This is a genomic window from Klebsiella sp. CN_Kp066 (assembly GCF_040065135.1).
Taxonomy (GTDB): Bacteria; Pseudomonadota; Gammaproteobacteria; order Enterobacterales; family Enterobacteriaceae; genus Klebsiella; species Klebsiella oxytoca.
On record NZ_JBEAIU010000048.1, the window covers coordinates 26,852 to 39,163 of the forward strand.

The 12,312-nt window shown below is 56.1% G+C and carries 10 protein-coding genes; 7 read left to right on the top strand and 3 right to left on the bottom strand.

Going from position 1 to position 12,312, the window contains the following annotated elements; genetic code table 11:
* Nucleotides 1-60: 60 nt before the first annotated feature.
* Both groL and ABLV75_RS19240 read right to left on the bottom strand, forming a co-directional pair.
* Nucleotides 61-1,707 (bottom strand): chaperonin GroEL, encoded by a 1,647-nt coding sequence (groL, locus tag ABLV75_RS19235; protein WP_004109240.1) that lies wholly within the window; start codon nt 1,705-1,707, stop codon nt 61-63.
* A gap of 43 nt (nt 1,708-1,750) precedes the next feature.
* On the bottom strand, nt 1,751-2,044 hold the full coding sequence (locus tag ABLV75_RS19240; protein ID WP_003855929.1) for a co-chaperone GroES: 294 nt from the start codon (nt 2,042-2,044) through the stop codon (nt 1,751-1,753).
* 232 nt (nt 2,045-2,276) lie between these two features.
* Here ABLV75_RS19240 and yjeH point away from each other — a divergent pair, with 232 nt between their 5' ends.
* The gene (gene yjeH / locus ABLV75_RS19245) at nt 2,277-3,536 is read left to right on the top strand and encodes an L-methionine/branched-chain amino acid transporter (RefSeq protein WP_004109243.1); all 1,260 of its coding nucleotides are present in this window, start codon (nt 2,277-2,279) and stop codon (nt 3,534-3,536) included.
* A gap of 22 nt (nt 3,537-3,558) precedes the next feature.
* On the opposite strand, the gene ABLV75_RS19250 is transcribed toward yjeH, so the two are convergent.
* Nucleotides 3,559-4,035, bottom strand: coding sequence for an FxsA family protein (locus ABLV75_RS19250; RefSeq protein WP_004109245.1), 477 nt, complete (start codon nt 4,033-4,035; stop codon nt 3,559-3,561).
* Between the two features lie 338 nt (nt 4,036-4,373).
* On the opposite strand from ABLV75_RS19250, the gene aspA reads away from it, so the two are divergent.
* The 6 genes from aspA to ABLV75_RS19280 all read left to right on the top strand — a co-directional run bounded on the left by aspA (nt 4,374) and on the right by ABLV75_RS19280 (nt 12,160).
* Nucleotides 4,374-5,810, top strand: a complete 1,437-nt coding sequence (gene aspA / locus ABLV75_RS19255; RefSeq protein ID WP_348855111.1) for an aspartate ammonia-lyase — start codon at nt 4,374-4,376, stop codon at nt 5,808-5,810.
* A 118-nt stretch (nt 5,811-5,928) separates the two neighbouring features.
* Nucleotides 5,929-7,230, top strand: coding sequence for an anaerobic C4-dicarboxylate transporter (locus ABLV75_RS19260; RefSeq protein ID WP_004109251.1), 1,302 nt, complete (start codon nt 5,929-5,931; stop codon nt 7,228-7,230).
* Nucleotides 7,231-7,324: 94 nt separating this feature from the next.
* A complete protein-coding gene (cutA, locus tag ABLV75_RS19265; RefSeq protein WP_004109254.1) occupies nt 7,325-7,648 on the top strand; it encodes a divalent cation tolerance protein CutA in 324 nt (107 codons plus the stop codon).
* A complete protein-coding gene (locus ABLV75_RS19270) occupies nt 7,624-9,384 on the top strand; it encodes a protein-disulfide reductase DsbD (RefSeq protein ID WP_004109256.1) in 1,761 nt (586 codons plus the stop codon). Before cutA ends, ABLV75_RS19270 begins: the two co-directional genes overlap by 25 nt.
* 26 nt (nt 9,385-9,410) lie before the next feature.
* The gene (locus ABLV75_RS19275; protein WP_004109259.1) at nt 9,411-10,001 is read left to right on the top strand and encodes a transcriptional regulator; all 591 of its coding nucleotides are present in this window, start codon (nt 9,411-9,413) and stop codon (nt 9,999-10,001) included.
* A 68-nt stretch (nt 10,002-10,069) separates the two neighbouring features.
* Complete coding sequence (locus ABLV75_RS19280; RefSeq protein WP_004109261.1) at nt 10,070-12,160, top strand: DUF1176 domain-containing protein; 2,091 nt, start codon at nt 10,070-10,072, stop codon at nt 12,158-12,160.
* Nucleotides 12,161-12,312: the final 152 nt, after the last annotated feature.

A 12,312-nucleotide genomic window follows, 5' to 3' on the forward strand; every position in this document is an offset into this window, starting at 1 on the left:
AAAAACCCCCGAGCATTTCTGCCCGAGGGTTTCTTTATATCTAAGGGGTATAGCGCACGATTACATCATGCCGCCCATACCGCCCATGCCACCCATGCCGCCAGCAGCACCTAAGTCAGGCGCGTCGCTTTTCGGCAGGTCGGTGACCATGCACTCGGTGGTGATCATCAGACCAGCAACGGATGCTGCGTACTGCAGAGCAGAACGAGTCACTTTAGTTGGGTCCAGAATACCGAAGTCGATCATGTTGCCATACTCTTCGGTTGCAGCGTTGTAACCGTAGTTACCTTCACCACCTTTCACAGTGTTCGCCACAACAGACGGTTCTTCACCGGCGTTGGAAACGATCTGACGCAGCGGAGCTTCCATTGCGCGCAGCGCAACTTTGATACCGACGTTCTGATCTTCGTTCTGAGCGGTCAGGCCAGCCAGTTTAGCGGCAACGCGAACCAGCGCTACGCCACCACCGGCAACCACGCCTTCTTCAACCGCAGCACGGGTCGCGTGCAGGGCATCGTCAACGCGTGCTTTCTTCTCTTTCATTTCAACTTCGGTAGCCGCGCCCACTTTGATTACTGCAACGCCGCCTGCCAGTTTAGCCACGCGCTCCTGCAGTTTTTCACGGTCGTAGTCAGAAGTTGCTTCTTCAATCTGCTTACGGATCTGAGCAACGCGGCCCTGGATCGCAGCTTCTTCGCCCACGCCATCGATGATAGTGGTGGTGTCTTTGTTGATAACAACGCGTTTCGCCTGACCCAGATCTTCCAGAGTCGCTTTTTCCAGCTCCATACCGATCTCTTCAGAGATAACGGTACCGCCGGTCAGAGTTGCGATGTCCTGCAGCATAGCTTTACGACGGTCGCCGAAGCCCGGTGCTTTAACCGCAGCGACTTTAACGATGCCGCGCATGGTGTTCACTACCAGGGTCGCCAGCGCTTCGCCTTCTACGTCTTCAGCGATGATAACCAGCGGTTTGCCCGCTTTTGCTACGGCTTCCAGAACCGGCAGCATTTCGCGGATGTTGGAGATTTTTTTGTCAGCCAGCAGGATGAACGGGCTTTCCAGTTCAACAGCGCCGGTTTCCGGCTTGTTGATGAAGTACGGAGACAGGTAGCCGCGGTCAAACTGCATACCTTCAACCACGTCCAGTTCGTCTTCCAGACCAGTACCGTCTTCAACGGTGATCACGCCTTCTTTACCGACTTTGTCCATCGCTTCAGCGATCAGTTTACCTACGGTTTCGTCGGAGTTAGCGGAGATGGTACCAACCTGAGCAATGGCTTTAGAGTCAGAGCACGGTACGGACAGCGCTTTCAGTTCTTCAACAGCGGCTACGACAGCTTTGTCGATACCACGTTTCAGATCCATCGGGTTCATACCCGCAGCAACGGCTTTCAGGCCTTCAGCGATGATAGCCTGAGCCAGTACGGTTGCGGTGGTGGTACCGTCGCCTGCAGCGTCGTTCGCTTTAGAGGCAACTTCTTTCACCATCTGCGCGCCCATGTTCTCGAACTTGTCTTCCAGCTCGATTTCACGCGCTACGGAAACGCCGTCTTTAGTGATAGTCGGCGCACCGAAGGATTTGTCCAGAACCACGTTACGGCCTTTCGGGCCCAGGGTTACTTTAACTGCGTCTGCCAGTACGTTTACGCCGCGCAGCATTTTCACACGAGCGTCGTTACCGAATTTTACGTCTTTAGCTGCCATTTTATCTTTCCCTTAAATTCGTATGTTCAGTGTCGTTCGCGGATTAAGCTTCAACAATTGCCAGAATGTCGCTTTCGGACATGATCAACACTTCTTCATTGTCGATCTTCTCGGATTTCACGCCGTAGCCATCGTTGAAAATTACGATGTCACCAACTTTAACGTCCAGAGGCTGCACGGTTCCGTTTTCCAGGATGCGGCCCTTACCGACAGCGATGATTTCGCCACGAGTTGATTTTGCTGCCGCAGAACCGGTCAGAACGATGCCGCCAGCAGATTTCGTTTCAACTTCTTTACGTTTGACGATCACACGATCATGTAACGGACGAATACTCATTGATAGCTCTCCTTTGAGAAAGTCATTATCAGTTATGGATGACGCCGGTCCGCACACGGTTTTCCGGCTAGTGCCCTGAGAGATGGGGGTGGGGTTTTACCGCTTCAAGGGGAAAAGTAAAAAAAAATTTGTCCTCGTGCTCAGACGCACACAAATTTGCCGCCGTTGCCTGACGTCATAAGCAAAAGCGATTGTGATACCATCCCTTTTTTGCCGGGCGCAGGGTTGAAACATGAGTGGTTTAAAACAGGAGTTGGGGCTTGCCCAAGGAGTGGGGTTACTCTCCACATCATTACTGGGAACCGGCGTCTTCGCCGTTCCGGCGCTGGCCGCATTGGTCGCCGGCGACAACAGCCTGTGGGCCTGGCCGGCGCTGATTTTACTGGTGTTTCCCATCGCTATCGTCTTCGCCACGCTGGGTCGGCACTTTCCCAGCGCCGGCGGCGTGGCCCATTTTGTGGATATGGCTTTTGGACCGCGTCTGGCGCGCGTCACCGGCTGGCTCTTTTTATCGGTGATCCCGGTCGGATTACCCGCGGCCCTGCATATCGCCACCGGCTTCGGTCAGGCGCTTTTTGGCTGGCACGATAGCCAGCTGCTGCTGGCTGAACTGGGAACGCTGGCGATTATCTGGTGGGTCGGCTCTCGCGGAGCCAGCTCCAGCGCCAATCTACAAACGCTGGTTGCCGTACTCATTGTCGCCCTGATCGTTGCTATCTGGTGGCGCGGCGGGATCAACCCCACGCATATCCCCTTCCCGGCGCCCGCTGAAATCGATAGTTCGCAGCTTTTCTCCGCACTTTCGGTGATGTTCTGGTGTTTTGTCGGTCTGGAGGCTTTCGCTCATCTGGCCTCTGAATTTAAGCAACCGGAGCGCGATTTTCCCCGCGCGCTGATGATCGGCTTATTACTGGCGGGTTCGGTCTACTGGGCCTGTACCGTGCTGGTCCTGCACTTTCATGCCTTTGGTGAGGAGATGGCCGCCGCCGCGTCGCTGCCCAATATCGTCGTACGCCTGTTCGGCGTTCAGGCGCTGTGGATTGCCTGCGTTATCGGCTATCTCGCCTGCTTCGCCAGCCTCAATATCTATATCCAGAGCTTTGCCCGCCTGGTGTGGTCGCAGGCGCAGCATAAGCCTGCGAGCTATCTGGCCCGCCTGTCGCCGCGACAAATTCCGCGCAATGCGCTGAACGCGGTACTCGGCTGCTGCGTGATTAGCGCCTTGTGCATTTACGCGCTCAATATCAACCTGGACGCCCTGATCGTCTACGCCAACGGCATTTTTATTATGATCTATCTGCTGTGTATGCTGGCGGGCTGCCGTTTGCTGCATGGGCGTTATCGCGTGTTAGCGGCGTTTGGCAGCGTGCTGTGCCTGCTGCTGCTGGCGATGGTGGGCTGGAAGAGCCTGTACGCGTTTATCATGCTGGCGGTACTGTGGCTGTTTTTACCAAAGCGCAGGCTCGCGGAGAGAGTCACCAGGCCGGAGTGACCGGCCCGGACAATGCTAAATGTTAATCACGACGATCGTCTTTATGTTCGAGGCGGTCGCGCTCGTCATCTTTGCGCTGATATTCGCCTTCAAAGGTATCGCCGCCACCGGTTCCGGCGCTAAACCCGCCGCCCGGCATCCGACTAAAGCGCAGATGCGGCATCAGCTTTAAGGTCAGGTGCTTCTGCACCGGAGGCAACAGCAGCAGCAGCCCCAGGAAATCGGTAAAGAATCCCGGCAGAAGCAGCAGCAAACCGGCGATGATCAGCGACACGCTTTTGATCATTTCAGCGGCCGGGCTCTCTCCCGCCGCCATCTTCTGCTGCATCAGCATGAGGTTTTTAAAGCCCTGGTTTTTTACCAGCGATATCCCCACGACCGAGCTAAAGATCACCAGAATCAGCGTCAGCAGGACGCCAAGCACGTGGGCGACCTGGATAAAGATCGATATCTCAATGTAAACGTATAAAAAAACGGCAATTAACGGAATCCAACGCACCGGCGTCTCCTTCATTAACAGGCGCCAGCGTCGGCGCCCGTAGTCATAGATATGCTATTCGCATCGAAAAGATGTTGGGCCAAAACGTCGCTTTTCAATCGTAAAAAAAGCTTATTTTTTTCAAGAATAGAAAACCGGTGACTCATTTCACAGATTAATAATTCTTATAGGATTCACTACATAATAAGTGATCAGGGTGACTGATATTCGCTATTATCAGCATATGATCGTGGGCACCGGGCCGATTAAGGAAATAATCTGCGGCCAGAAAATGCGCGAGATCCCATAAATTCTGCGTATTTGGTGAATTCATAGGCAGCTTGAAAGAGAAGGTTCACATGTTAAACAACATTCGTATCGAAGAAGATCTGTTGGGCACCAGGGAAGTTCCAGCTGACGCTTACTACGGCGTCCATACTCTGAGAGCGATTGAAAACTTCTACATCAGCAACAACAAAATCAGCGACATTCCTGAATTTGTCCGCGGAATGGTGATGGTGAAGAAGGCCGCTGCGCAGGCTAACAAAGAGCTGCAAACTATCCCTAAAAGCATCGCCAACGCCATTATTGCCGCCTGCGATGAGGTGTTGAATAACGGCAAATGCATGGACCAGTTCCCGGTTGATGTGTTCCAGGGCGGGGCAGGCACCTCCGTTAACATGAACACCAACGAAGTCCTGGCGAACATCGGCCTTGAGCTGATGGGCCATCAGAAAGGCGAATATCAGTATCTCAACCCCAACGACCACGTTAACAAATGTCAGTCCACTAACGATGCTTACCCGACCGGTTTCCGCATCGCGGTCTACGCCTCCATTCTCAAACTGATCGATGCAATCAACCAGCTTGGCGAAGGTTTCCAGCAAAAGGCCGTTGAGTTCCAGGACATTCTGAAAATGGGTCGTACCCAGCTGCAGGACGCGGTGCCGATGACCCTGGGGCAGGAGTTCCACGCGTTTAACGTTCTGCTTAACGAAGAGACCAAATGCATTCTGCGCACCGCTGAGCTGCTGCTGGAGGTAAACCTCGGCGCGACCGCTATCGGCACCCGCCTGAACACTCCGGATGGTTATCAGCAGCTGGCAGTTCAAAAACTGGCGGAAGTCAGCAACCTGCCGATTGTGCCAGCCGAAGACCTGATCGAAGCCACCTCCGACTGCGGCGCCTACGTGATGGTCCACAGTTCCCTGAAGCGGCTGGCGGTAAAACTGTCCAAAATCTGTAACGACCTGCGCCTGCTCTCTTCCGGCCCGCGCGCCGGCCTGAACGAAATTAACCTGCCCGAACTGCAGGCGGGCTCTTCGATTATGCCAGCCAAGGTAAACCCGGTGGTCCCCGAGGTCGTCAATCAGGTGTGCTTCAAAGTGATTGGTAACGATACAACCGTCACCATGGCTTCCGAAGCGGGGCAGTTGCAGCTGAACGTGATGGAGCCGGTGATTGGCCAGGCGATGTTTGAATCTATCCATATTCTGACTAACGCCTGCTACAACCTGCTGGAAAAATGCGTGAGCGGCATCACCGCCAACAAAGCGGTATGCGAAAGCTACGTCTACAACTCCATTGGCATCGTCACCTACCTCAACCCGTATATCGGCCACCACAATGGCGATATCGTCGGCAAGATTTGCGCCGAGACGGGCAAGAGCGTCAGAGACGTGGTGCTTGAGCGCGGACTGCTGACCGCGGCGGAGCTGGACGATATCTTCTCCGCGCAAAACCTGATGCATCCGGCCTATAAAGCGAAGCGGTATACTGATGAAAGCGAACAGTAAAGTTTCAGGTTAAACTAATCACGGGCATGTCAGCGATGACATGCCTTTTTTGTTCTTATTGATCTACTAAATTACAACAATCCAATATCAACTTGTTAATAAAACAAGGAAGGCATATATGTTTGGTGCAGAACTCGTTATTGTCCTGCTGGCTATTTATCTGGGAGCCAGACTCGGGGGTATCGGCATCGGTTTCGCCGGTGGCCTGGGCGTCCTCGTCCTGACCCTCTTTTTTCAAATTAAACCCGGCGCGATCCCCTTCGACGTCATCGAAATCATTATGGCGGTTATCGCCGCTATTGCCGCCATGCAGGTCGCCGGAGGGATGGACTACCTGGTCAGTCTCGCCGAACGTATGCTGCGACGTCACCCCAAATACATCACCTTTCTCGCCCCGCTGGTCACCTGGTTTATGACCATACTGGCCGGAACCGGACACACTGCTTTCTCTACGCTTCCGGTGATCACCGAAGTAGCGAAAGAGCAGGGTATTCGCCCCTCGCGCCCTCTTTCCATCGCCGTGGTCGCCTCACAGATTGCGATCACCGCCTCGCCGATTTCCGCTGCGGTGGTCTTTTTTGCCGGCATCCTTGAACCGCTGGGCGTCAGCTACCTGACTCTGCTGGCAATCTGTATTCCGGTTACCCTGATTGCCGTGATGCTCACCGCCATCGTCTGTAACTTCCTCGGCTGTGAGCTAAAAGACGATCCGATTTATCAGGAGCGGCTGGCGAAAGGGGAAGTCAAGCTGCGCGGCAGCCAGGTTTTCGAGCTTAAGCCGCACGCCAGACGCTCTGTGCTGCTGTTCCTGATTGGTATCGTCGCGGTAATGTTTTACGCCACCGCCATCAGCGACACCGTCGGCCTGATTAAAGATCCGGTTCTGCCGCGCAACGAAGCGATCGTGGTATTTATGCTGACTATCGCGACATTGATCAGCATCACCTGCAAAATCGACACCGGTGAAGTACTCAACGCCAGCACGTTTAAATCCGGCATGAGCGCCTGCGTTTGCGTTCTCGGCGTCGCATGGCTGGGGGATACTTTCGTTAAAGCCCACATCAGCGATATCCAGACGGTAGCAGGCGACCTGCTGCACAACTATCCGTGGCTGCTGGCGGTCGTGCTATTCTTCGCCGCAACCCTGCTCTATTCCCAGGCAGCCACCACCAAGGCGCTGATGCCCGCCGCGCTGATGCTGGGCGTAAGCCCTCTCACCGCCATCGCCTCATTTGCCGCCGTCTCTGCGCTGTTCGTTCTGCCAACCTACCCAACCCTGCTGGCGGCGGTCGAAATGGATGACACCGGCTCCACCCGCATCGGTAAATACGTCTTCAACCACGCCTTCCTGATCCCCGGCGTCATCGCCATTACGCTATGCGTGATCCTCGGGTTTATTTTTGGCGGCATCATGCTGTAAATCTCTTCAAATTCGGGCCAGATCCTGGCCCGTTTCGTTAATCCTCCCTATCTTGCGTGCTATAGTGCCTCTTTTCGCTGATACGAGGTTCACGATGACTACGCCTGATGCTGTTGTTGTACTCTGTACCGCGCCGGATGAAGCGACCGCCCAGGACCTGGCGGCCAAAGCATTGGCGGAAAAACTCGCCGCCTGCGCCACGCTCCTGCCGGGAGCGACGTCGCTCTATTACTGGGAAGGAAAACTGGAGCAGGAGTATGAAGTGCAAATGCTGCTGAAAACCGACCTTGCCCATCAGCAGGCGCTGCTGGACTGTCTGAAGTCCCATCACCCGTATCAAACCCCTGAACTTTTGGTTCTGCCCGTTATTCACGGAGACAATGATTACCTCTCATGGCTCAACGCATCATTACGCTGATCCTGCTGCTTTGCAGCACATCGGCCATTGCCGGCCTGTTCGACGCCCCCGGTCGTTCGAACTTTGTTCCTGCTGACCAGGCTTTTGCCTTCGATTTTCAGCAGAATCAACACGATCTCAATCTGACCTGGCAAATCAAGGAGGGTTACTATCTTTACCGCAAACAGATCAAGCTGACCTCCGCCGATGCGACGTTTATCGAACCCTCGCTGCCGTCAGGCGAATGGCATGAGGACGAGTTTTACGGTAAAAGTGAAATTTACCGCCAGCGCCTGACCGTCCCGGTCACTCTGACGCACGCCGCCGCTGGCGCAACCCTTACCGTCACCTGGCAGGGCTGCGCGGATGCGGGTTTTTGCTATCCGCCAGAAACCAAAATCGTGCCGCTTGGCAAAGCGCTGGCGCGCTCCAGTAACGATGCGCACGCCGGGCAACCCAGGCTGAACCCGCCGCTGCCGCTGGAAACGCGCCCGGCGCTGCCGGTCGAGTCGCCCGACCTTCCTTCTCCCGTCGCGGACAACCACAGCGCCGATCTCCCCTTTAGCGCGCTTTGGGCGCTATTAATTGGTATCGGCATCGCCTTTACCCCCTGCGTTCTGCCGATGTATCCGCTGATTTCCGGCATCGTGCTGGGCGGTCAAAAACGCCTCTCCACCGCCCGCGCGCTGCTGCTGGCCTTTATCTACGTTCAGGGAATGGCGTTAACCTACACCGCGCTGGGTCTGGTCGTCGCCGCTGCGGGCCTGCAGTTCCAGGCAGCGCTGCAGCACCCTTATGTGCTGATCGGCCTGTCGGTCGTGTTTATCCTGCTGGCGCTGTCGATGTTTGGTCTGTTTACGCTCCAGCTGCCTTCGTCGCTGCAAACGCGTCTGACGCTGATGAGCAATAAACGCCAGGGCGGTTCACCCGGCGGCGTATTCGCCATGGGGGCGATTGCCGGATTAATCTGCTCGCCCTGTACCACCGCGCCGCTGAGCGCCATTCTGCTGTATATCGCCCAGAGCGGTAATCTGTGGCTGGGCGGTGGAACCCTGTACCTCTACGCGCTCGGAATGGGGCTGCCGCTGATCCTGGTGACCGTATTTGGCAACCGCCTGCTGCCGAAAAGCGGCCCGTGGATGGCTCACGTGAAAACCGCTTTTGGCTTCGTGATCCTCGCGCTGCCGGTATTTTTACTTGAACGCATCCTGGGAGACCTGTGGGGCCTGCGGCTTTGGTCGCTGCTTGGCGTCGCCTTTTTTAGCTGGGCGTTTATCACCTCGCTGGGCGGCACGCGCCCCTGGCTGCGTCTCGTACAAATCGCCATGCTCGGCGCCGCGCTGGTCAGCGCCCGTCCGCTGCAGGACTGGGCTTTCGATGCACCGGTCGTGCAACGGCAGTCCCATCTCCAGTTTACCCGTATCCATAGCGTCGATGAGCTCAATCAGGCGCTGGCGCAGGCGAAAGGCAAACCGGTGATGCTTGATCTTTACGCCGACTGGTGCGTGGCCTGCAAAGAGTTCGAGAAATACACCTTTACCTCACCTGAGGTTCAACAGGCCCTGAAAGATACCGTTCTGCTACAAGTGGATGTCACGAAAAATAGCGCACAAGACGCGGCGCTGCTGAAGCACCTCAGGGTGCTTGGCCTCCCCACGATTCTGTTCTTCAACGAACAGGGCGAGGAGCAGCCCGCGCAGCGTGTCACCGGGTTTATGGATGCCGCGGCATTCAGCGCCCATTTGCGCGATCGATAACCGTGAGCGACACTTTAGGAGGGAAAATGGAGGAGAAGACCGTGCAACGTGAAGAAGTCCTGGGTGAAGCCATCCAAATCCTCGAAATCGAGGGTATCGCTAACACCACGCTGGAAATGGTCGCCGAGCGCGTGGCTTACCCGCTCAATGACCTCAAACGTTTCTGGCCCGATCGCGAGGCGCTGCTGTATGACGCGCTTCGCCATCTTAGCCATCAGGTCGATGCCTGGCGCCGTCAGCTTTTACTCGACGAGTCGCTAAGCGCAGAGCAGAAACTGCTGGCCCGCTACGCCGCGCTGACCACCTGCGTTAGCAACCATCGTTATCCCGGCTGCCTGTTTATCGCCGCCTGTACTTTTTACCCGGACGCTCAGCACCCGATCCATCAGTTGGCCGAGCAGCAGAAGCAGGCTTCTCTGGCCTATACTCACGAACTGCTTAGCCAGCTGGAGGTTGACGATCCGGCGATGGTCGCGAAGCAGATGGAGCTGATCATCGAAGGTTGCCTGAGCCGCCTGCTGATCAAACGTAGCCAGACTGACGTCGATACCGCACGTCGCCTGGCAGAAGATATTTTGCGTTTTGCCCAGTGCCGGATGGGCGGTGCGCTGACCTGATTCCGATATCTTAACCGATTCATCGCGCATATAATTCCCCACTCATCGATATGCTGACAGGGTTTGATATGCGCTCTCTTCTTTGGGCTGCCATTATGGGGCTGTGTTCGACACCGCTTCTGGCAGCCTCTCCGCAAGGTTTCTCTTTCGCGCATAAAGACTGGGAGCTCGCCTGCGACAACACCGGCACCTGCCGGGCCGCAGGCTATGGCGTCACCATGGGCGAAGTCAGCGTTCTGCTGACCCGCAATGCGGGCGCGGCGCAGCACGTCGTCGCCGTTGCGACCTTCGCGCAAACCGAACGCGATATTCCGCCCGACGCCACGGTCACTCTGTTCATCGACGATCGCGACAACGGCGCCCTCGAAGCCGTCGACGAGAGCCATTTTCGCTTTGATGATAGCCAGACGTCGGCCCTGATTCAGGCCCTGGAGCATAACGGCAAAATTGAGCTGGCGATTAACGGCGAGCGCAAGGTGCTGTCCAGCGCAGGCAGCAGCGCCGCATTTCTGAAAATGGATGAGTTCCAGCAGCGCCTGGGCACCGCCGATGCGCTGATGCGTCAAGGAGATGCCGGCGATGACAACGTTTTGCCGGCGGCGCCCGCGCCGGAAATCATCGCCGCGCCGGTCATTAACAATGCCGCTGCCGCGACGCTGACGGCAAAACAGCGGCAGAAGCTTCTTCCGCAGCTAACCCCCGTGCTTAACAGCCATTGCGACGACTGGCAAAACGCCGACATCCCGGCCTCCGAGCGTCAGCTCACCGCCACCCCGCTGGATAAAAACCACACCTTGATTCAGGCCCTTTGCTGGCGCGCGGCCTACAACGACGGCTACGCCATATGGGTGGTCGACAAAGCATTTATGACTCAGCCTCAGCTGATCGCTACCGACGCCTCCAGCTATGGCGATGGCGTGCTTACCTTTTTCAACAAGGGCCGCGGTATTGCCGACTGCATCAGCGGAGAAGAGCGCGTGTGGGACGGCCGGACCTTTGTTCAGAGCCTGAAATACACCACCGGCGACTGCCGGGAAATCGCCCCCGGCGGCGCATGGATGCTGCCCACTTTCGTCAGTCAGGTTATCCCCAGGCAGCAAAAAGAAGCCGATAATAATGCGCTGAAAGCGCTGTATAACGCCGTGTTAAAAGAGCAGAAGGTCAACCCTGAACTGGATCTGAATAAGATCGCCGAACAGTTTCCCCTCGGCGGCAAGGTCAGCCATTTTACGCTGACCTACGCGGACGACTCTCTGGTCTCGACGAGCAAACCTTCCGCCGATATCAGCGATGATGAGTGGCAGGCGTTTCTCCAGTCTGATATCAGCGCCGACTCCGAAAACGGCAAAGTCAGCTTCACCCTGGTGGATCTCGACGGTGACGGCAGACGCGATTTAATTATCGATAGCTACGTCGGCGGCACTGGACTCTTTAGCTATACCGGAGTCTTAAAACGCAACGACGACGCTTTCGAAACGGTCAACAGCGACGATAGCGGCAACGGCGATGATTTTGACGCAGGGGTTCCCGGCGCGCTTTTTTCCCTTAACGGCCGCGGCGCCAACCAGTGGAGCCAGTGGGTACGCATTAATGGCCAGGTTTATGCCCTCTGGTACAACGGTCAGTTTGGCGAAGATAATCTCTATTTATTGCGCCCGTTTGCCCCCTCGGGCAGTAGCGCGCCTGCGGTGACGATCCGCTATCGCTACACTCTCAATGACATCCGCTCGCCGGAAAAAGGCCAGCCGCTGACGCCCGCGTTAAGCGACGGGGAAAAAACGGATCTGCTGAAGTCGCTGGAGGTGATGCAGAGCAGCCTGCTTAAGGATAAGCCGCAGAGCGACGGCGAAGCGCCAATCTGCCCTATTCCCCCGGGCACGTCGGCCGACGATGCGGAAAGTTACTATAGCGGCGTGGCGTCTAACTATATTTATGAAACCGTCGCCTATATTCCGGTCTGGCTGAATGATAAATGTTTTATCGGCACCATCTTTAGCCACCACGGCGCATATCGTCACGGCGTCGACGCGGAAATTACCATCAGCTCGCCGCGCGATGACGAAGACGTCGTCGGCGACTACGCGATCTCCGGACTTCGCCGCGCGATCTCAGTGACCAGCGGCTGGAAGAACCGCGAAGGCGATAACGGCATGATGTAATTTCCCGCAGAATAGCGCGCTCAGACGCAGAATTGCCGCAAAGTTAAGCAACCGGTAGATAAATCGAGAAATTTGATTGACGGAGCGTACGGATTACGGTTTAATGCGCCCCGTTGCCCGGATAGCTCAGTCGGTAGAGCAGGGGATTGAAA